The sequence below is a fragment of the Pseudomonas saliphila genome, assembly GCF_008638345.1.
Lineage (GTDB): Bacteria > Pseudomonadota > Gammaproteobacteria > Pseudomonadales > Pseudomonadaceae > Halopseudomonas > Halopseudomonas saliphila.
Window position 1 is genome coordinate 45,054 of sequence record NZ_VTVA01000007.1, and the last position, 20,968, is coordinate 66,021.

Annotated in this window: 18 protein-coding genes; 4 read left to right on the forward strand and 14 right to left on the reverse strand. The window is 57.9% G+C overall.

Annotation, left to right across the window (positions count from 1 at the left end):
• Positions 1 to 36: 36 nt before the first annotated feature.
• The 6 genes from FHK95_RS09455 to FHK95_RS09480 form a co-directional block, all read right to left on the reverse strand.
• Positions 37 to 483, reverse strand: a complete 447-nt coding sequence (locus FHK95_RS09455; RefSeq protein ID WP_150304370.1) for a nuclear transport factor 2 family protein — start codon at positions 481 to 483, stop codon at positions 37 to 39.
• Between the two features lie 36 nt (positions 484 to 519).
• On the reverse strand, positions 520 to 1,317 hold the full coding sequence (locus tag FHK95_RS09460; protein ID WP_150304371.1) for an SDR family NAD(P)-dependent oxidoreductase: 798 nt from the start codon (positions 1,315 to 1,317) through the stop codon (positions 520 to 522).
• 30 nt (positions 1,318 to 1,347) lie between these two features.
• Positions 1,348 to 2,697 carry a DUF1329 domain-containing protein gene (locus FHK95_RS09465; RefSeq protein ID WP_150304372.1) on the reverse strand — a complete coding sequence of 450 codons (1,350 nt, stop codon included), beginning with the start codon at positions 2,695 to 2,697 and terminating at the stop codon, positions 1,348 to 1,350.
• Between the two features lie 42 nt (positions 2,698 to 2,739).
• Positions 2,740 to 4,401 carry a DUF1302 domain-containing protein gene (locus FHK95_RS09470; protein WP_150304373.1) on the reverse strand — a complete coding sequence of 554 codons (1,662 nt, stop codon included), beginning with the start codon at positions 4,399 to 4,401 and terminating at the stop codon, positions 2,740 to 2,742.
• A 199-nt stretch (positions 4,402 to 4,600) separates the two neighbouring features.
• Positions 4,601 to 5,509 carry an alpha/beta hydrolase gene (locus tag FHK95_RS09475; protein WP_150304374.1) on the reverse strand — a complete coding sequence of 303 codons (909 nt, stop codon included), beginning with the start codon at positions 5,507 to 5,509 and terminating at the stop codon, positions 4,601 to 4,603.
• Between the two features lie 72 nt (positions 5,510 to 5,581).
• Entirely contained in the window at positions 5,582 to 6,940 is a 1,359-nt protein-coding gene (locus FHK95_RS09480; RefSeq protein ID WP_150304375.1) for a DUF1329 domain-containing protein, read from the reverse strand.
• Positions 6,941 to 7,465: 525 nt separating this feature from the next.
• Between FHK95_RS09480 and FHK95_RS09485 the strand changes: the two genes are divergently transcribed.
• The 4 genes from FHK95_RS09485 to FHK95_RS09500 all read left to right on the forward strand — a co-directional run bounded on the left by FHK95_RS09485 (position 7,466) and on the right by FHK95_RS09500 (position 11,783).
• Positions 7,466 to 9,055, forward strand: a complete 1,590-nt coding sequence (locus FHK95_RS09485) for a phytoene desaturase family protein (RefSeq protein ID WP_150304376.1) — start codon at positions 7,466 to 7,468, stop codon at positions 9,053 to 9,055.
• A gap of 41 nt (positions 9,056 to 9,096) precedes the next feature.
• The gene (locus FHK95_RS09490) at positions 9,097 to 10,374 is read left to right on the forward strand and encodes a cytochrome P450 (protein WP_150304377.1); all 1,278 of its coding nucleotides are present in this window, start codon (positions 9,097 to 9,099) and stop codon (positions 10,372 to 10,374) included.
• A 50-nt stretch (positions 10,375 to 10,424) separates the two neighbouring features.
• Positions 10,425 to 10,778, forward strand: a complete 354-nt coding sequence (locus tag FHK95_RS09495) for a nuclear transport factor 2 family protein (protein WP_150304378.1) — start codon at positions 10,425 to 10,427, stop codon at positions 10,776 to 10,778.
• 186 nt (positions 10,779 to 10,964) lie between these two features.
• Positions 10,965 to 11,783, forward strand: coding sequence for an FkbM family methyltransferase (locus tag FHK95_RS09500; protein WP_150304379.1), 819 nt, complete (start codon positions 10,965 to 10,967; stop codon positions 11,781 to 11,783).
• Here the strand turns inward: FHK95_RS09500 and FHK95_RS09505 are convergent.
• The 8 genes from FHK95_RS09505 to FHK95_RS09540 form a co-directional block, all read right to left on the reverse strand.
• On the reverse strand, positions 11,765 to 13,048 hold the full coding sequence (locus tag FHK95_RS09505; RefSeq protein WP_150304380.1) for an MFS transporter: 1,284 nt from the start codon (positions 13,046 to 13,048) through the stop codon (positions 11,765 to 11,767). The two genes, FHK95_RS09500 and FHK95_RS09505, sit on opposite strands and share 19 nt — an antisense overlap.
• Positions 13,049 to 13,118: 70 nt before the next feature.
• Positions 13,119 to 13,907, reverse strand: coding sequence for an SDR family NAD(P)-dependent oxidoreductase (locus FHK95_RS09510; protein WP_150304381.1), 789 nt, complete (start codon positions 13,905 to 13,907; stop codon positions 13,119 to 13,121).
• Between the two features lie 63 nt (positions 13,908 to 13,970).
• The gene (locus FHK95_RS09515; protein ID WP_150304382.1) at positions 13,971 to 15,002 is read right to left on the reverse strand and encodes a hypothetical protein; all 1,032 of its coding nucleotides are present in this window, start codon (positions 15,000 to 15,002) and stop codon (positions 13,971 to 13,973) included.
• A 39-nt stretch (positions 15,003 to 15,041) separates the two neighbouring features.
• Positions 15,042 to 16,406, reverse strand: a complete 1,365-nt coding sequence (locus FHK95_RS09520) for a DUF1329 domain-containing protein (RefSeq protein ID WP_150304383.1) — start codon at positions 16,404 to 16,406, stop codon at positions 15,042 to 15,044.
• A 619-nt stretch (positions 16,407 to 17,025) separates the two neighbouring features.
• Positions 17,026 to 17,784 (reverse strand): SDR family NAD(P)-dependent oxidoreductase, encoded by a 759-nt coding sequence (locus tag FHK95_RS09525; RefSeq protein ID WP_150304384.1) that lies wholly within the window; start codon positions 17,782 to 17,784, stop codon positions 17,026 to 17,028.
• Positions 17,785 to 17,840: 56 nt separating this feature from the next.
• The gene (locus tag FHK95_RS09530; RefSeq protein ID WP_235906753.1) at positions 17,841 to 18,893 is read right to left on the reverse strand and encodes a phosphotransferase family protein; all 1,053 of its coding nucleotides are present in this window, start codon (positions 18,891 to 18,893) and stop codon (positions 17,841 to 17,843) included.
• A complete protein-coding gene (locus FHK95_RS09535) occupies positions 18,890 to 20,149 on the reverse strand; it encodes an acyl-CoA dehydrogenase family protein (RefSeq protein WP_235906762.1) in 1,260 nt (419 codons plus the stop codon). The genes FHK95_RS09530 and FHK95_RS09535 overlap by 4 nt, the downstream gene beginning before the upstream one ends.
• A gap of 70 nt (positions 20,150 to 20,219) precedes the next feature.
• A complete protein-coding gene (locus FHK95_RS09540; protein ID WP_150304385.1) occupies positions 20,220 to 20,957 on the reverse strand; it encodes an SDR family NAD(P)-dependent oxidoreductase in 738 nt (245 codons plus the stop codon).
• Positions 20,958 to 20,968: the final 11 nt, after the last annotated feature.

Sequence of the window (20,968 nt, forward strand, 5' to 3'; positions counted from 1 at the left end):
GGCCCGACAGCGCCAGGCCGTGTAAATAAAGTGTGTTCAGGTCTTTGGGGTAGCCAATTCCGGTCCGCCAACCTGATCCAGGGATACCCCCTTCTTTTTCGCCAGATCAGCGGTGTCAAGGTATTCGCGCCATGCCGTGATTTTGCCTTCAGCATTTAGCTCGTAAACCGCGACCATGGAGTGCGGCATCGGTTTGCCGCTGGAGACGGCGTAGTCATCGCGTTCGGTCATGACGATGCTGTCCGAGGACACGATGTTGCGGATAACGCAGTGGTTGTGGGTGACGTAACTCATTTGCCGCTGGATCTCGTCGCGTAACGCAGCGCGGCCGCGAATCACTGGCCCGCCGGGCACCCAAAGCTGCCAGACGGCGTCCTCGCTCATCATGTTCAAAATAATGTCCAGCTGCGGTCGCGATGTAGCAGTGCCGTCGCCCCAAGCGGCGCAGAATTCCCTGATGATCTGTTCTTGTCGTAAGCCCATGGCATAAGTCTCGTTGGAGTAGGTTGAGGTTCGTGCTCAGAGGTAGGCGCGGACGACCGGGACCATGGGCGTTCCGCAACTCATGCCGCCGTCGACACGCATCAGGGCGCCGTTCACATAGCGCGCCTCATCCGAGGCGAGGAACAGCGCCATATTGGCGATATCTTCCGGCTCACCCAGCTGTGGCACGTTCTGCAAGTCGAGGAAGGCGCGGGTCATCTCTCCATTGGCCCAGCCTTCAAGCGCAGCGGTACGGATCACGCCGGGCAGGATCGCGTTACAGCGAATGCCCTGCTTGCCGAAGGTGGCGGCGATGGTTTGCACATACCAGTTGAGTGCCGCTTTGGACGCGCCGTAACTGAATTGGGCGACTTCCCCGGCAATCGAACTGGTGGACGAGGTGAAGATGATTGAGCCGGAGGCTTGCTCCAGCATGTGGGGCAGGGCGTGCTTGCAGGCAAGCACGCCACCCAGCACGTTGACGCGCATGTTGGCGTGGAACAGCTCTTCATTGAAGTTGATGAAGTCCACATCCCGCGCTGTTTCGGGATTCTTGTTGACGGCGTTGTTGAAGAGGATGTCGATGCGGCCGTAGGTCTCGATGGTGGTGGCTATCATCTGCTTGATATGTGCCTCCTGGCCGACATCGACCTTGAGCGCCGTCGCTTTGTTACCCGCCGCCGTGATGCTGTGCACGACGCGCTCCGCGGCGTCGGCGTACAAATCAGTCACCACAACCTTGGCGCCCTGGGCGGCAAATGTGATGGCGCTGGCGCGGCCAATACCGCTTCCGGCGCCGGTGATCACGGCTACTTTTCCTGCAAGTCTGTTCATGGAAACCTCCAGTCTGGAATCAGAAACGCTTTAACGGCTCTGGCCTGCGGCGATGGTTTGTGGATTGGCTTCACGCTCCATGATCGGCGCCTCGCGGTAGCGTGTAGGGCCGTTGCCGAACATGCCGTACTGGCTGCGAGTGAAGTCATACAGCGAATAGGAGTCCTGCTGCGGATTATTCGGGATGCCATAAGCCTGAATGTTGTATTGCGCGCCCGAGCGGAACATCTCGCCGCTGTCATCCCAGGCGTCGTACAAGGCCGCGCCGAAGGTATCTTCGTCAATGTAGTAACGGCGGGATTTCTGCGCGTGCCGCACACCTTCCTTGCGCTCAGCGGAAACAACCCAGGCGCGGTGCAGCTCCCAGCGCTCGCAAGCCGGGTTGATGTGGTTTTCCATCAGCTTGGTGTCCATGTCGCAACCCCACTTCAACTCGTAGTTGCTGTAGGGCAGGAACATTTCCCTCTTGCCTTCCAGCGTCCAGCTGAAGCGATCCATTTTGCCGGAGAATAGAAAGATCTCGTCGTAGAAGGACACACTGCCGAACGCGGCATTGGGCGTGTCGTAGGAAAACTCTGGCGCTTTGCGGATGCGCCGCTGCCCAGTCGAATAGCTCCAGGCATAGCGATCATTTTCCACTGGATCGAGGTGATCCCAATAACCGGAGGCGGTGCCCGCGGTGCGAGCCGGGGCAACGATGCGTGACCAGATCCGACTGGCAATTTTCGGGTCACGTCCTTCCACATCCAGTTGATAGAAGGGTTTTTCACCGGTGGAGCGATTGGTGTTGGTCAAGGTCACGCGACCCTGATTGACCACATAGGCGCTATGATTCCAGTCCCAACCGTTGATGCCTTGATAGTTGAGTAGATAATTCCACATGGCCTGCTCGCCGCTCTGCGGAATCGGAAAGGGCAGCCCGCCACGGCAGGCTTCACTGACGGATAAACCGGCGTGCAGCGATTGGCACTCCGGGTTGCCCGCGTTATTCACAGTTGCCGCTAGAAAGGACTCGGGGAACGCTGCCGTACGGTGGGTCGGATAGATGTCCATGTAATAGGTATCCGGGTACTGCTTGAGCAGCTTCATTTGCCCGGCGGAGAGCTGGTCGGCAAATTCGTCGGCGTTCTCGGCGCTGATGCGAAACAGCGGCTCTTCGTCGGCGAACGGATTCGGCCAGGATCCGTCGGCTGGCTTCAGGCTGGCGGGCACCTCCAGGCCGCCGGTGTAAGCGGGAATGGTACCGGCCGCATTACCTGCGGCTATCGCACCAAAGCGGGTAAGGTCCTGGCCCAGGTCATCGGCGGTCCATGTCTCGTTACCCAGCGCCGAGGTAGCTATGACCGCGAGCAGGCTGATTGCAATCTGATTCATCTTCATGGAGTACTCCCAATTTTATTGTTATGTCTGACGGTTGTTGGCCTAGAACGCAGTGCTCAGGGTCAACGATACCCAGTCACGATCGGAGAGGCCGATGCTGCCGTTACCCCCTACCACGGTGTTCCCTACGCCTGGAACATTGCGGGTGATGGTGTCGGAGCCATAGCCGATGTAAGACAGGCTGATGTCGTAGCGCTCGTCCAGCACGCCTTTGATGCCCACCTTGAAGTTGTAATCGCCCTCGTTGCCACCGCCGGTGGCAGCATTGCCGGAAAGACCGTAGTTGAGGCTCATCGGCGCGGAGATATTCCAGCCGGGCAGAGCGCCTAGCCACTGAGGGGTAAAGTTGATCGCCAGCCCGGCATAGTTGCGGGTAGCACAACCCCAGTCCTTATCCTGGTCGACACAGCCGCCATAACCTTCGCCGCGGAACTGATCGGCGTTCTCGGTTACTTTGTCCAGATGGCTATAGGCGACCTCGGTAATCAGCGAGCCGGTGTCCCAAAGCGGTGTGGAAGGCAGCAGCCAGAGCGCGTTAGCGACCATGTGCCAGGTGTCGCCTCGCGCGCCTTGGTTGTCTGCCAGATCGAAAGAGCTGGAAATCAGCGAAGCGTTTTCGCGATACGACAGGTCAACACCCACCGACGCGCCGCCGAGTACCGGACCCGCTGACCAGCTCAAGCCGTAGAGCTTGATGTCTTCGGCGTAGATATAACGGGCAGAGCTGGGTCCGGTTTGCAGGCCCCAGGGGGTGTAGTCATCGAACTCCCGGTAGAACGCGCTGATATCCGACTGCATGAAGTCGAGGCTGTACCGCGCCATGACGCCCCAGTTGCCGCGGTTGTCAGGTTCGAGCGGGTCTTCGATGGGAAAGGCAAAGCCGGGCGCAACGGGCAGGCGATCCGGGCCTTGCAGAGCAACATCGGCGGATGCCAGATAGGTTCCCCCTTCAGGTGCTCGCGTCGAATCCCATTCCAGGAAATATTGTGCTGCGAGAGAAAGTCGATCAGTCACCTGAGCCTGGCCGGAGAGCTGTGCCAGAGGCAGGAATATCTCGCGGGTTTCGGTGCCGGGGTTTGCCTGGGCTTTGCGGCCATCCAGGGGAGCTTGTGCGTAGGACACGGCATGGCCGGGAATCAATAGTCCATTGCCCCAGTAGAGGGTATGGCGTCCGGCGCGAAGACTGACAGGCGCATCGCCTACATAGAACCGGGTGAATAAAAAGGCATCGAGGAGTTCACCGCTCAAGCCTCGGTGGTAGCGCTTGGTATGGGAAGAATACCGGTCGTCGAAATAACTGGTGGTGCTCGGGCCGGCAGGCGCACCAGGATAATAAACGTTGCCCGGATTGGTCTCGACGTCGGTATCGGCGTAGGCGCGGTCATACCAGGCCGCACCGCTGATGCGCAGGCCGTGGTCTCTTTTATAGGCCAGCTCGAACTCGCTCATCACGTCCAGGCGATTGGTCACCACATCACCCCGATCAAACTTGTAGTTCGATTCGTCGTAGGTGGCGTTGTTGCCGAGCGCGTTATCGCGGCCCTCGCCGCGGACGCCCAGGTTGTAGCGAATGGTGTTGTCCCAGCGGCCGATCAAGTCGGGATTACCGGTATCGAATTCTGCTGCCTGAATACTGCTGACACAGGCAAGCGAGACTGAGAGTCCTACAGCCTTGCTGAGTAATGACAACTCTGGCTTGAACATTGAGCTTCTCCGTTGATCTTGTTTTTATAATCTGACCGTTGTCAGTAGACGTCACGGGGGCGGAGGGGACAACGCGTAGGGCTATCGCTGAACTGTCTGTACCTATCGATGAACTGCGTTCGGCGCTGAACCCGGCCAAGTTGCTGGGCGAAGCGAGGTCAGTAAGAGCAACCCGGCCTCGCCTTTTCAATAGCCAGCCTCAGCTCTCCTGTAGCCAAGTATCCATGGCTTGCCAGACCTGCAGTCTTGAGGAAGCCATGTTGTGCATATGGGCGGCGCGGCCGATGAGAGTGACCGTGCTGTGAGAGGCGAGAGGATAGAATGCTGCTTCGCGCTGCGGGTCAGGGCTGACATCGACTTCGCCGTACAGCAGCATGACCGGGCAACCAATGGCCGCGGCTTCGCGCGTCACGGAACCAGGGGTAAGTGCAGCCAATGCGAGAGTTACAGGCGTCAGGCCGGCGTGCTGATCATCACGTTCGATCAGCTGCTCCGGCACATCAGGCAGGTGAAACAAGCCGCGCATGGGTTGCCGGTCAGTTGCGATGTAACCGCCCGCAGCAAGACCTGCTTGCACGCTGGCTACGTCAGTGTCACCAAGCTCCAGAGGCAGGTTGCTCCACCCAGCAACGATCAGTCGCTCAAAGCTTTGGAAGCGCCCTTGTTGATAAACCGACAGCATCCCGCCCATCGAATGGCCCAGGCCGGACACACGCAGCTTGCTATGCGGTGGCAGTTGCAGCCATTCACCGTCCAGCAGGGCGACAGCGGTTTGCCGCGCCGCAAAGTCGCTGGCAGCGGCAATCACCTCCAGCGTCAGTTGTTTTTCAGGTTCGGGTTTGCTGCTGTTGCCCATTCCGAGGGTGTCCAGCGCCAACACCAGATAGCCGCGTTCGGTCATGCATCTGGCGAAACTGTAGGAGTGGTCCAGATAGCTCGGATGGTAGTACTTACCGGAACAGCTGCCGCCATGCAGGCACACCAGCAAGTCAACCGGGCGTTCGGTCGCTATTGCTTCGTCTGGGGCGAACAATGAACCCGACAGGGTAACGGGTACGGAATAGGGTGTGAGATGGCTGACATTCCACGTCAGTTTGATTTGCCGCATGGGTCGATTCCTTATTGCAAAGAAAAAGCCCTTCAGCTGCGAATGCAACTGAAGGGCTCTCGGGTCGTTCAATTAGCGCTGTGATTCACGGGATACGATCGCTTCCGGATTCAGCTCTCGCTCACTCCTGGCTTCGGTCAACACACGATAACCGCCGTCCATGCCGTCGTTGATAATCCCGTACATACCCTTATTGAAATCAAATATGGTGTGCTTAACGATGTAGGGGATGTCGTGATCGTAAAACTGCACACCGCCCATCATCATCGAGCGATACAGCTCACCATTCTGGTCCCATGCGTCGTACAGGCCGGCTCCATAGGTGTCTTCGTCAAGATAGTAAGTGCGCTTGCTGTAAACGTGACGCATGCCAGGCTTGAGCGTTGCTTCAACTTCCCAGACGCGATGCTTCTCCCAGCGCTCGCATTCCGGATTAGCATGTGAGGTCTTGAACTGATCATCGCAGTTGAAGTAGAACTTGTAGGCGTTGTAAGGAATCAGCATCTCTTTTCTGCCAATCAGTTTGAAATCAAACCGGTCCTGCACGCCAGAGAACATGAAGAGTTCGTCGAACAGCTCCAGACCACCCATGCTACCGACCGGCGTGTCGTAATTGAATTCCGGGGCCAATTTCACGCGGCGCTGGCCTGGCGTGTAGCTCCACGCACGACGTGGCTGCTGGGTCGGGTCAAGGAAGTCCATCAGGCCTGTCAGTTCTCCGGCCTTGCGCGCAGGCGCTTTGGTTAGGGAATAGACGCGGTAGAACAATTCCGGATCGCGACCGGGAACGTCGATCTGGTAATAAGGGCGCTCGACGAAGGTCGACTGGGTAGCTGTACGAGTAACGGTACCGTTGCGGTCTACTACCCAAGTATTGGAAGCGGAGGTAGTGGTTCCGTATTTACCGTCGTTGTATCGCACCAACAGGTTCCACATCATCTCGTTTCCGGTATTCGCAATTGGGAAGGGAATCCCTCCGCGGCAGTCGGTTTCAATTGCCAGACCTTCCTTATAAGTTTCGCAGGTAGTGGCGTTACGGATGGTTGCGTCCATCACTTCCTTCGGATAGGCCGCTGTCCGGTGGGATGGATAAATGTCCATGTAATACTCGGGATTGCGCTGCAGCACTTCCTTCTGCCCGGCACTCAGCAGATCGGCATACTCCGCCATATTGGCCGAGGTAATGCGATACAGGGGCTCTTCGTCTTTGAACGGGTCCACCCAGAAACCGCTGTCTGGCTGGAAGCCTTCCGGAGCGTCGCGCAGCCCGCCTTCATAGGGAGGAATTGAACCGTCCGCATTGCCCGCTTGAATGGCTCCTACCGCCGTCAGGCTTTGCCCTAACTTCTCTGCCTCTTCGGGGCTCACAGCCGCAAGGGAGGCGGCAGATAGCCCGCCCAGCAACAAACCGATAGCAATATTCAGTTTCATGAACGTTCTCCGTTATTGATGTTGTTAGAACGAGATTTGCTGGAGCAAAGCCGGCCATAGTTGGAGCTGGACTGACCCAGAGCTCCGCGACCATCGCAAGTGTTCCATGATTGATTGGGGGCAGTGATGGGAAAGCGTGGGCTGCACTGGCCGAGCAGCGTCTGAAAAGACGCTGTTAAACGTGCTGACCATGACAAGCGTCCGGATTGATCCAGATCTGTGCTCATTTTTCTGTCCTTTTATTTTTATTTTTTACCGGCTAATGCTTTCAACGCAGCGTAGAAGGACGTCGGATAAGTCATTCGAACTGTCAGCAATGCCTGAGTAAACCGTAGCAGAGATCTTTGTTTAATTCCATATGCAGATTAATATTCTGCAATTAGAACTGTAAATGCTATGGTAAAAACACACCTGCTGGCGAAATCGGTGAGCAGTGCCAATCGTTTTACTGAGGGTAAAACGGTTGCGCAGCACCTGGGCGAGCTTTGTTATAGGGTGCTCACCAGCTTGAAAAGGGATACAACCATGAATAACAACAAGACTGATTTTGACGTGATCATCATTGGTGGCGGCACCAACGGCTTGTCGGCGGGCTGCTACCTCGGCCTGCAAGGGAAAAAGACCCTCGTGCTGGAGGCGCTCGACAAAGTGGGCGGCATGGCATCGTCGGGGTATCTGATCCCTGAAGCGCCCGAGCATCTGGTGCACCCTTGCGCTCTGGACATGATGTCGATGCGGGTTCATTCCCACATTCCCCAGGAACTGGACCTTGAACGCCACGGATTCAAGTCCATCGAGCTGGCGCCAGGGTACGTGTATCTGCACCCGGATGGGAGCTCGCTGGTGTTCTGGCGAGATCGCCTGAAAACCGCTGCGGAGATCAGGCGCTACAGCAAGAATGACGCCGAAGCATTTCTGGAGTTCATGAACGTTATAGACATGTTCTTAGAAATTGCTCTCCCGATGATGCGCGTTGACCCGGCGAAGTTGAACTTCGGGGCCAAGCTTAAAGTGATAGGCAGCGCCCTGAAAAATCGTAAGCTCAAGCCTGAATTGATGGGTCTGCTGACCGGCTCCGCGCATCAGGCAGCACGTGAACGCTTCGAGCACCCGGTCACCATTTCCGCGATGTGCGCCTTGACTGGATTGGCCGGAGATATCACCGCTGATGGCGGCGGTATCTACTATGCCTTGCTGGGCTTTCTTCACCGCTTTGGTGTTGGTCGCGTGCTCGGCGGGATGCAGCAACTGAGCAATGCCATGCGCTCCAGGCTCGAAGAATTGGACGGGCAGGTCATCACCTCTGCAACCGTGACGGAAATCGTCTCCAGCCAAGGAACGGTGAAAGGCGTCAAGCTGGCCGATGGACGCGAGTTCACGGCCCGCTCGGTCATCGCCGGCTGCCATCCTAAAGTGGCTTTGGAAATGGTGACGGCTGGCGAAATGCCCAAGCACCTGCTCACCCGTATCGCCATGGCGCCAGCCAACGCCAAGGGCTCCGGACCGCTGAAGGTGGATGTGGCGCTGGACGGTCAGATTTCCGTGCCGCGCTTCGAAGAAGCCCGGGGCGACGGCATCGACCTGCGCAAGACTTGTCTGCTGATCGGCACCGAAGAAGCCGTGCTGGAAAACTTTACCGCCTGCGCCCGGGGTGAAGTACCCACTCGTCCGTACATCACCATGGCGGTTCCCAGCGCGGCGGATCCTTCCCAGGCTCCGGCCGGCCAGGACGTGGTCTATATCTATCCGCCGGTCATGCCGGTCAATCCGAAGGAAGGCTGGGACAGCATCAGGGAAGCTGTGGCGGACCAGGTAATCGATCAGCTCTCGGCCTATGTGGAAGGTATCAAGGGGCATGTCATCGGCCGGCGGATCGAAGCCGCGCCCGACTTTACTGCACGTCTGAACACGGTGAACGGGTGTGTCGTGCATATCGACACCACCTCCATGCGCTCCAGCACCATGCGCCCGGCACACGGACTGGGCGGCGATACCCTGCCGGTCGCGGGCTTGTATCTGGGCAGTGCCGGCATTCACCCCGGTGGCGGCGTGAATGGCATGGCTGGCCGTCTGGCAGCCAAGCGCGTGGCCAGTTATCTGGCGAAGAACCCCTAGCGGTCCATAACAAGAAACTCACTCTTACCAGGAGACAACCTATGTCACTCGCAACTCAGGAATTTGATATCGAAGCCGCCTACCATGCGGTCTCGGACACCTATCTTGGCTCGGACGTCGATATCCATGGCCTTTGCAGAGAAAAGCGCCGTAACGAACCGGTAATGCAGGGGGACTTCGTCGATACCTACCTCAAGGTACCGACCAATGCGAGCGCCAAGGCTGCTAAGTGCGCAGTGACGCTGTTCGGATACAAGGATGTGATAGCGGTACTGCGCGACGCCGATACTTTCACCAGCGGCTTTATTGCCGAAGGGCTGGGTGCTTTTTTTGACGGTTTGATAGTCCTGGCGATGGATGGTGAGCAGCACCGTCGCACGCGAGCGCTACTCCAGCCGGTGTTCATGCCACAAACCGTAAATGAGTGGCGGCCCGAGATTGACCGTGTCATCCGGGAAGAATTTCTGCTGTCCATGGTGGCGAACAAGAAAGCCAATTTAATGGACTTTGGCCTCTATTTCCCGATCCGCGTCATGTATGAGCTGATGGGCTTTCCAGCCGATGACCCAGAAAAATTCAAGAAATACGCCAGTTGGGCCCTTGCGATTGTGGCGGCCAACCAGATCGACCCGGAAAAAGCCAAAATTTATGGTGCTCTGGCTGGCCAGGCAGTGAAGAGCCTTTACGATGCAATCAAAGAGGTCGTCATCTCCAAGCGTGCCGAGGGCTCTCAAGGTCAAGATCTGATTAGTAGGCTGATCAACGCGGAATATGAGGGACGGGCACTGGACGACCATGAGGTGACTACCTTCGTCCGTTCGCTGCTGCCCGCCGCAGGAGAAACCACTACCCGGACGTTTAGCTCGGTGATGACGCTGCTGCTGGAGCGGCCTGCGTTGCTGGAGCGAGTCCGCAATGATCGCAGCCTCATCGGCAAGTTGATCGACGAATCCGTGCGTTACGAGCCGGTTTCGACCTTCAAGGTCCGCCAGGCCTCCAAGGACGTCGAGATTGGGGGTGTTATGGTGCCGAAGGGCTCGATGGTCCAGTGCATGGTGATTTCCGCCAACCGGGATGACGAGGCGTTCGACAATCCGGATGTTTTCGACCTGGATCGCAAATCCCGTCCTTCGCTGGGGTTTGGGTTTGGTCCGCATATGTGCATTGGCCAGTTCGTTGCCAAGGTGGAGCTGACCTGTGCAATCAACGGCATTCTGGACCTTCTCCCCAACATCCGGTTGGATCCGGATATGCCCGCGCCGAAGATTGCCGGGGCGCAGCTGCGTGGCGCGAAGTCCATTCATGCGATCTGGGACTGAACTGCGGCACAAGCCAAATCACGATGGACTAGCCTGCAAGGTGAAATTAAATGAGCAATATCGATAGCAAAGAGATAGAGAAGTTTCTGCATGGCCAACTGAAGTGCTGGAACGCAGGTGATCGGGATGGCTTTTTTGAACACTACCGAAACGTTTCTCCCAATGGGCTGGATATCGAATACCTGGGCCGACCCGTGACGGAAGGTTTCGCGGTGCTGGAGGGCATGTGGGATCAGCAGAACAGCAAGTTCAGCGTGGAGGTCGAGCTGTCGATCATTGCTGCCAATGAAGCCGCTTGTCACCACAAGAATGTCATGCGCGACGGTAGCGGTATTATCGAGACCATTGAGCTGTACAAGTTCGAGCAGGGCAAGACGCTGGTACGCTACTTCATCAAGCAATGATGAGTAGGCCAGTCTGAACCTCAAGAAACCGCAGGTAACGCTGCGGTTTTTTGGCATATGGCACATGTTGGCGCACGACGCCTGCGCGCAAATGCAGCTCAGCTCAGCTCTGTTAATATCTGGCGTTAGCGTACCTACTCGAGCCGATACCCTCCCGGCCGAGCAATTCCACCCAGGATATCCCCTATGAGCAAACAACTCGTGGAGAGCTGGCGCATCGAAGAGCGTCGGCAGATAGTCTCCCAGCGAGGCTTGAACGTCTGGCCGCACGATCAGCCGGACGATCTGGAGCAAATCGAACAGATCCGTGAATGGCTCGACAGCCTGCCGGAGCCTGTGGTGCTGGACCATCCGCTGCACCCTTTGAAAATGCTGGTGGCCAGAGGTTTCAGCCCGCGCATGGCTTACTATTTTGCGCTCGGCGATTACGAGGAAGCGGACCTCGAGCTGATCGAGAAAATGATCAGGCCGGGGGACAAGGTGCTGGAGTGCGGCGGCGGTGCGGGCATAACCGGTTCGCTGGCGGCTCGGTGCTCGGGTAATCCGGTCACCATCGTCGAGCCCAACGAGGTAATGCATGGAATCATCCGGCAGAACGTGCAGCTTAATGGGCAGGAATGTCGGTTGATTGCGGCGGCCGTGGTGGAGGACGACTATTCAGGCGATACGCTGACCCTTCGCGTGCAGGATGAATACTGGTGGAGTTCGGTGCTGGATCATGGTTCGGGCACGCCGGTGCAGACTGCGGTCGCGAGGATTTCCGATTTACTGGCAAGCATCTGCCCCACCGTCCTGGTATTGGATATCGAAGGCGCGGAAGTAGGGCTGTTGCCCGAAAAGCTGCCCGATGAGTTGCGACTGATCATGGTCGAGTTGCATACACCGGATATAGGCGATGCGGCCACCGTCAGCGTGGTCAACACGATAATGGGCCAGGGGTTCCGTCTCTGCCATGTCAGGTCCCAGACCTGGGTGTTCGAGCGATCTCAAGCCATTTCGGGTTGATAGGGCTGGGGTTTGAATACACTGGCCGATCGCAGCGTCAGGAGGGTCAGGGACGCCACCATCGCCGCGACGAGCGAATACATGATGACAGGGTCGTAATTTCCGTAGTGGGTATGGATGTAACCGAAAAAAGCCGGAGACATACCCGCCACGATGGTGACCAGACCCAGATGCAACCCAAAGATGCGCGCATAGTCCTTCATGCCGAAATAGCGGGCCATGAGAAAGGCGGCAATATCAAATTCCGCGCCCGCGCTTAACCCTATGCAGACTGTAGCCAGCACCAGCAGAGCCGTAGACTCGGGGCCCGTCACCAGCAAAATAAGGCAACCTATGGCCGGGGTGAACAGCGCAGCGGCGGAAATGACGATGGGCGAGTAATGATCGAGCAGGTACCCAACCACTAGCCGCCCGACAATGATTGATGCGCCGAAGGCACTAAAGATCTGGCTGGCGGTAAGTGCTGGAACGCCTTTGTCCTGCAGGTAAGGCACCATCACCGTGACCATGGCAACGATAAGCGATACGGACAGGATGAGTGATAGGTTGCACATCCAGAAGATCCGGGATTTGCGCGCTTCGACAAAGGTGAATCCGGTCGCCGCCAGCGGGGCTGTGCGAGCTTTTCCTCGAGCGCTTTGGGGCTCGGCTGCCGGGAGTTGCAACCACAGCAGCGCCATCGGCAGCGTGGTCACCAGGGGCATCACCGCCAGCAACAAAAAGCCTGCCTGCCAGCCCCAGCGTTCCATGCACCAGGCCAACAAGGGCGGAACGATCAACGCCGCCACACCGGTCCCGCTCAGGATGATCGCCAGCGCCAGCCCACGGTTGCGCTCGTACCACAGGCTTATGAGTTGGGTCCAGGTGATGGCGATAGTTCCCAGGCAAAGCAGCGGCATGGCGAAAAACGCGAAATACAGCCAGGCGATATGGCCATTGAGCTGGGTCAGGGCGGCATAGCACAGAACCTGCAGAACGACCGAGACAATGGCCACACGGCGCAAGCCGAAGCGCGCATACAGCCATCCGAGCAACTGCGAGGCGACCGCTACGCCGGCGAAGAGAAAGGTAATGGACGCCTGCAATTCGCCGCGGCTCCAGCCAAAGGCCTCTTGAAGCGGGATAACCATGGTGCCGAATCCATAGAGCAGGGCCGCACTCATACTGGTAACAACGCCAAACATGCCGAGAATCAGAAACCGCCAGCCCAGGCGGAATTCGGTAAGATCCAGCCTTGATTGACGGGACAGGTTGTGGTCGGACATTTTGTAGCTCCTGCGGCACCTGCGCCTGCATAAAGCTGGCGCGCGATCAGCATTATTTTTATGGTTGTTTTTATGATTTTTTAAGTAATTCTTCGATCTTGGGTAAAGCGACCATGGTGGCTCCGCCATCCACCAGCAGCGAGGTGCCGGTGATGTAACTTGCCTCGTTTGAGGTAAGGAACAACACTGCCGAAGCGATATCAGCCGATTGCCCCAATCGGGGAACCGGAAAATGTTCCGCCAGCAGGTGGGGTAGTTCGTCGCCCAGGGTGCTTATCATATGGTCCGTGCCGATCAGGCCCGGCTCCACCACGTTGACCAGAATATTCAATGCACCGAATTCGACGGCGAGCCCTCGGGCGAAGGCATTCATGAAGGCTTTGCTTGAGCCGTAGGGGATCAGCGTTGGGGTGTACTTGCGGTTGGCCTCGCCGGAGGAAATGAAGATGATGCGCCCCTTGTTCTCCGCTTTGGTGAGGTGCGGCGCGGCATCCTTGGCTAGCCAGAACAGGGACTGGATATTGCTGCGTACCAGATGGTCGAAGGTCTCGTCCGGCATCTCGGTGATCAGCCCGTGGGCCGTATCCGCTGCGCAATGGACCACAATATCCAGCTGGCCAAAGTGCTCGATGGCACCTTCTACCATGGACTTTATCGCTGCCCGGTCGGCTATATCGCCGCCGACCAGGGTCGCTTCACAGTTCAGCGCTTTTATCTGCTCGAACGTCTCATTACCGTATTTCGGGGTTCTTGCTGAGACCACAAGCTTGGCGCCTTCCGCAGCGTAGGCCAACGCGATGGCTCTGCCCATGCCGCGCCCGGCGCCTGTCACCAGAACAACCTTGTCTTTGAATCTCATGTGTTGCTCCCGCAGTGTCGAATCGAGTTGCCTGCCTGCAAAGCAGGCAGGCATGAAGCTGCGCTACAGATCAGCGCCCCGCACATTACGGGCTGTGCCGTTGCGACGGTCGGACTCGCCCCAGGCCAGCCAGCGGTCTGGTTCGCGCTCATCGCCCACTCGACGCCAGCGTCCTTCTTGCTGGGCGGTGATCGGAAAGCCGCCGACGAAATCGATCATTTCGCCCTTAGGTGCAGGAAGGAATTCCCATTCTTCCTCACCGTCCAGGATGATTCGCGCCGAATCGAGGAAGTAACTACCGTCCTTGTGCATCGCCAACCCTTCAATATCGGTCGTGGTGCGTATTTCGCCTTTTTCATTCATGAAGATGGCGTAGCCAAGATATTCATGACCGACCATGAAGGAGCCCGAGTCCCAGGTACCGTCCTTGTAGATGGTCACGAATGACCACCAGATCACGTGCATCTTGTTGTTTACCACCAGGTCCTTCTTGAAGTGAATGGCGCCGCCCTCGGCCATGTAGAACTGGTCCAGCGCCATCGCGCCCTTCACTGGGCGGCCTTCACAGGTTCCCGAAATATCCCAGAGCTGGGAGACGTAGAAGGTGCCCCATTCAACGCCAGGCAAGTACCACTGCAGGCCAGGCCCAAGCAATTTGCCTTCCAGCTCAAACAGGCCGTCCTCCTTCCAGGTAAGCTTTTCGCTCGACGCGGTGATCTTCCATGAATTGCCCGGCTCGTCAGGCTGGTTGGTCCAGGTGACAGTGTCGCCGTCCAGCGTCTGCACCGGAATGGGCGTGGATGCCTGGGCGGCCATGCGCTCATGATCCATGCGCAAATGCTGACCATCGATATGGTTGGTTTGATAGATGAACTTGGTCGGATTGGGCGTGCCGTTGGGCGCGAGCAGCGAGCGAACGAAAGAATAGATGTTGCCCTCTTCGTCGCGCACCGAGCCAAAGGGAGAGCTCTTGCTTAACTGCAGGCCGAAGAAACCACGCTCACCGGCCATCGCTGGCCCGGTTACCTTGTGGGGGCCAACCAGTTGCTGGTAACCAAAATCGCCGCGTTCAGGAATCGTTGTAAAAGTTCGCATAGCATTCTCATTGTTTTTGGATGACTTTGGGGGGTTAGGTTATCGCTGGCTGTAACGCGAGACGATTGACTCGGGGGCCATATTCCTCTCGGGTAGAGGTGTGGGATCAAACTGATAACCGCCTTTCAACCCATCGTTGATCACGCCATACATTCCCTTATTGAAGTCATAGATCACGTTTTTAACGTTATAGGGGATGTCCAGATCGTAGAGTTGCACGCCGCTGAGAAACATAGACCGGTAGAGACTGCCTTGCTGGTCCCAGGCGTCATACAAACCAACGCCAAAGGTGTCTTCGTCCAGGTAGTAGGTACGCTTGGCATACACGTGTCTGCTGCCTGATTTGAGGGTCGCTTCTACGACCCATACACGATGCAGTTCCCAACGCTCACATTCAGGGTTCGCATGCTTCTCGAGCATCTGTTCCTCCTGACCACAATCGAAATAGAACTCGTAGGCGTTATAGGGAATGAACATCTCCTTGCGGCCGACCAGTTTGTAGTCAAACCGCTCCTGGCTGCCGGAGAACATCTGTAGTTCATCGAACAGCGTGACGCCGCCCTGACTGGCGACGGGCGTGTCGAAAGCGAACTCCGGTGCCAGTTTGATGCGGCGCTGCCCAGGGGAATAACTCCAGGCCCTGCGGGGTTGATCTATGGGGTCGAGAAAGTCGGCCAGAACGGTTACTTCGCCTGCACGGCGGGCTGGGTATCGGTTAAGAGAGAACACTCGGGCGTACATTTCGGGATTGCGGTCGTCCTGGTCCACCTGGTAGTAGGGCATTTCTTCAAAGGTCTGCTGTTCGGCAGCCTTGGTCACACTGCCGTTGGAATCGATAATCCAGCTGTTAGAGGAAGCAGTAGTCGAATACCCAGAGCCAATCTTGTAACGCAGTTGCTGGTTCCATAGCACTTCGTTGCCCGACTGGGGAATGGGAAAGGGCAGGCCGCCACGGCACGCGGCATCCACAGCCAGCCCGTCTTTCTGTACCTGGCACTCGGTTGCATTGCGAATGGTCGCCTCGACGACTTCCTCTGGATAGGCAGCAGTACGGTGGCTGGGAAAGATATCGAGGTAATAGTCCGGGTTGGTTTGCAACAGATGCTTTTGCCCGGCACTCAAATTGTCGGCGTATTGGTCCATGTTGCTGGAATCGATTCGGAACAGCGGCTTTTCATCCTTATAGGGATCAACCCAGAACCCCGAATCGGGCTCGAAGCCTTCAGGAGCCGTGCGCAGACCACCGGTATATGCAGGGATGGTACCCTCACTATTGCCTTCCTTGATGGCTCCCCAGGGCGTTAGGCTGTCTCCGAGTTTGGCTGCTTCTTCGGGGCTGACCGCAGCCAGCGAGAATGTCGAGAGGCCGCTGAGTGCTGCGAGTAACACCAATCGATGCTTCATATGGTTCTCCAATTGTTTTTATTTGAACGATGGCCCAGCTTTACGTCTGTCCGGAATAGCAGCGTGGCTCTGCAGCTGGACGGCAGGGCGTTTTTCAGGCGCGCTCGAAAAGCGCTCTGCAGGGTATGAAGAAGCTGTTCACAGAAGCGAATGCTCTCTAGCGTTGAGCTTTCCGGCAATCGATACATGACAACGCGGGAATGTGAGCTGGCCGTGCAAGGCCATTCTGGATGGTTCATCGAAGGCAACCTTTTGTTTTTGTTATTGAAACTAAATTTACGAGCGCTATATGCACGCGCCTTGACCATGCATTGAACCTAGCAGAGCAATTCGAATAAATCTACGATAGAGAATCTGGTTCTAACCGAAGAATTACATTGGAGATTAGTATGAGGGTTATTCAGGCGGTGGCTGATAGTTGTTGCAGGTCAAGCACGGTGGGAGGTGGCGAGCCCCATGGGCGTTTTTTGGGGCGGTGGCTGATGCGCCAGGAAGGCTGAATGAATCGTTTTACCCCAAGTAAAACAAAACCCCTTCTGAGAGGGGTTATGAGATGAAAATACACCATGCCGCTGAACGTCAAAGCCGCTCCGTGGCAACTAGCGGCCCGGTCCCTATCTCAACTCAGCATCAACATTCCACCGTCAATCATCAGGGTCTGGCCGGTCACGAAGCGCGAACCCTCACCGGCGAGAAAAACCAGAACGGGCGCAAGATCCTGCGTGGCATCGCCAAGCTGGCCTCCAAGCGGAATCAGACTGGCCATGAATGCATCGTGCTGCTTAAGCTGGGTCTCGCTCATGCTTGCGCGGGTGGCGTCGTACATCGGCGTCCATATCGCTGGGGCGATGGCGTTAACGGTAATGCCGTGCGGACCCCACTCGCGTGCGACGGTACGCGTCCATGCCAAGACCGCGCCCTTGCTGGCGGCATAGTGCGCTTTGCCAGGCTGCCCGCCCACTCCAGCGGCCGAGGCGAAATTAATGATCCGCCCGCCACCTTGTCGCATAAGCTTGAACGCCGCGCGGTTGGTCAGAAAGGTGCCGCGGGTGTTTACCGCAAATACTTGTTCCCACTCATCCAGGGTGATTTCATCAGCCGTGGCGTTGGGCGCTATTCCGGCAGCATTAACCAGCACATCCAGCCCGCCCAACTGACCGGTAGCCAAGTCGAACGCTTCGTTCACCGACGCGGAATCGGAGATATCGCAGATCCGGCTTTTTGCCCAACCGCCTCCCTCACCTATCACCGGCTCTTGCGAGGTGTCGACATCAAGACTGATGACATGGGCGCCCTCGGCGATGTATGCCGCGACGATCGCAGCGCCAATGCCGCGCGCGCCGCCTGTTACGATGATGCGTTTGCCAGCCAGTTGCATGAAGCCGCCCTCATGTAGTGCAGCGACGCCTGCCGCCGCTGGATAGGAAATTTGGGTTATTCGATCCGCGACAGCGCGCCCTCAAACAGCCGCAGCGCCGAGGAGTGGTGTTTTCTACCGTGTTCCATCGACGCCTTGCCCGCGCAGGCCCGGGCGTAGCTGACTTCGAGAAAAATGCCAAGCTTGAAAGCCGCGAGCACCAGGTACCAGGTAAAGGCTTCGAAGCTGCGGGAGCTACGAGCCACGTAGTGCGTCACCAGCTCGTCCGCTGCAGGAAACCCCTCCCACGGATGCACCTCGATCGTGCCGGCGCCGTGGCCGCTGGCGTCCGGCCATGTCACCACCAACCAGGCAAGATCCAGCAACGGATCGCCGACGGTAGCAAGCTCCCAGTCAACGATCGCACTAAGCTCCGGCCCCTTGCGACTGAACATTACATTGGATAGATGATAGTCGCCGTGCAGGATACCTGGGCTGAACTGTTGCGGGCAGTTGTCATTCAGCCAGCGCGCCAGCCGGTCGAGCCCGGGAAGGCTGCCTGCGCCCGGCCAACCGGCGTAGCCGGCGACGCTTTCAAGCTGATGCAGCCAGCGGGCCACCTGCCGTTGATGAAAGCCGTCGGGCCGCCCGAAGCCGTCGAGACCAATGGCTCGATAATCCAGCTCATGAAGACAAAGCAGCGCGTCGACCATGGCTAGTCCCATGCGCCGACGAATGTCGCGATCGCCGGCATGGGGCAGCGGCAAACCGGCTGCGCAATTGGGATTGAAGCCATCCACCGGTTCCATAAGATAGAACTTCGCACCCAAGACAGTCTCGTCATCGCAGGCCTCGATCAATGCGGCGTGCGGCACCCGGCTGCCCGCCAGCGCCTTTAGCATGCGGGCTTCGCGTGCGATGGTCTTGCCACCTACTTCCCGTAATTCCGCCGATGGCCGACGCAGCACAAATTCACGTTCGCCCCGGCGAAAGCGCAGCAATAGATTCTGCGTGCCGCCGGTGAGCCGCACGGCATTTTCGAGCGGTCCGGACGCAAGTTTCCGCTCATCCATCCAGGCGCCCAAACTGTCGAGATCGACCAGCTCGCGCCACTCAGCCTGGCTGCTCACCGCTGCTCTCCGCTTTGTTCCAACGTCGCTAGCGCGTCGGCATATTTCTGACGTGCCAGCGCTGCCGCAGTCGGGCGGTGGTAGCTGGGAAAGAGACTGTCGCTTGGCTGGTAGTCCCGTAGTAATTGCTTGGCCACGGTGACCTTGTGCACCTCAGTCGGGCCGTCCGCCAAGCCCATCTGGAAGGAACGCAGAATGTACCCGGCGAATGGCATCTCCTCAGACACGCCGATCGAGCCATGCACATGCAGCGCGCGGGCGGCAATGTCATGTAGCACCTTGGGCATGGCTGCCTTTACTGCAGCGATGTCTTTACGCACGCGCAAATAGTCCTGGTACTTGTCGATGCGCCAGGCGGTGCGCATCACCAGCAACCGGAACTGCTCCAGCTCGATCCAGGAGTCGGCGATTTTTTCCTGCACCATCTGCTTTTCGGCCAGCAGGCCGCCCTGGATGGTGCGCGACAGGGCGCGCTCGCACAATGCATCGAGCGCTCTTTGCGCTTGTCCGATAACGCGCATGGCGTGATGCACGCGACCACCGCCGAGTCGCACCTGAGCGACGACGAAGGCTTCGCCAGGCTCGCCGAGCAGGTCGCTGGACGATACCCGCACCTTGTCGAAACGCAGGTAGGCGTGCGTGGCCTCCGGATCGTCGGCTATACCGACGTTGCGCACGATGTTCACGCCCGGCGCATTCGCCGGAACGATAAACATGGTGGTGCCCTTGTGCACCGAAACGCTCTTGTCTGTCACCGCCATGACAATAAAAAACGCCGCGTAGCGTGCATTGGAGCCGAACCACTTCTCACCGCTGATAAGCCAGTCGTCGCCGTCGCGCACGGCCTCGGTGGTGAACACGCTGGGGTCGGCGCCGCCCTGGGGCTCGGTCATGGCGAAGCAGGAGACAATCTCGTTGCCGAGCAAGGGTTCAAGGTACTTGCGCTTCTGCTCTTCGCTACCGTAGTGCGCAAGAATTTCGCCGTTGCCCGAATCCGGCGCGTGGCAGCCGAAGACAATAGGCGCGAACAGTGCACGGCCGAGAATTTCGTTGATCAGCGCCAGGCGCACCTGGCCATAACCTGGCCCGCTCAACTCAGGACCAAGATGACACGCCCAGAGCCTGCGGGCCCGGACCTGAGCCTGTAGTGGACGCACCAGCTGCTTGAATAGCGGATCATGAATGTTCCAGGGGCTCCCCAGTACATGCTCCAGCGGCTCGACTTCCTCACGAACGAAGCGGTCGATCCAGTCCAGCTCGGTTTGAAAGTCCGGATCGGTTTCGAAATCTCAGCTCATGTCTTGCTCCTAATAAAATGAGTGACGCTCAAGCGAGCAGCATGCCGCCGTCGACCAGCAAGGTCTGGCCCAGCATGTAGCCAGCCAGCGGCGAAGCCAGGAACAGGGCAACGTTGGCCATATCCTGCGGGGTGCCGAGGCGGCCGAGTGGAATTGCACGCAGTGCACCTTCCAGGCGTTTGGGGTTATCAGTGGTGACGCGGGTGAGCTTGGTTTCCACCAGGCCCGGCGCAATGCCGTTGACCCGGATGCCGTCGCGCGCCCAAGCTTCTCCAAGCGTGCGGGTCAGGCCAAAGGCACCGGTCTTGGAGGCGTTGTAGGCCGGATTGCCTCGGGTCGAATGGAAGGCCGCCGCCGAGCTGACCGTAATCATCGCGCCACGTGATTCCTTGAGCAGCTCGAAAAACTTCTGCGCGCAGACCATCAGGCTTGTGAGGTTTATATCCAATACTTTTTTGAAGCCTTCAGTGAGAAATTCCTGACGATCGTACAGCACCGTACCTTGCGCCTGAACTAACACATCGAGCCGAGTGAACGGCACGACCGCAGCCTCGATCACGTCAGCGTCGGAGACATCGACCTGCGCGTAGTGCAGCCCTTCGAGGCGCGAATCTACCGAGTCAGCGTAATCCTGTGCGCTCGGGCGGGTCCCCCACACATGCACCTTAGCGCCGCGCTGGCGAAAGCTCTGCGCAATGCCGTTACCGATGCCGCTGGAGCCACCGACTACCAGCACTGTCTTGCCGCTGAAGTCCAATTCGTTCATATCATTTTTCC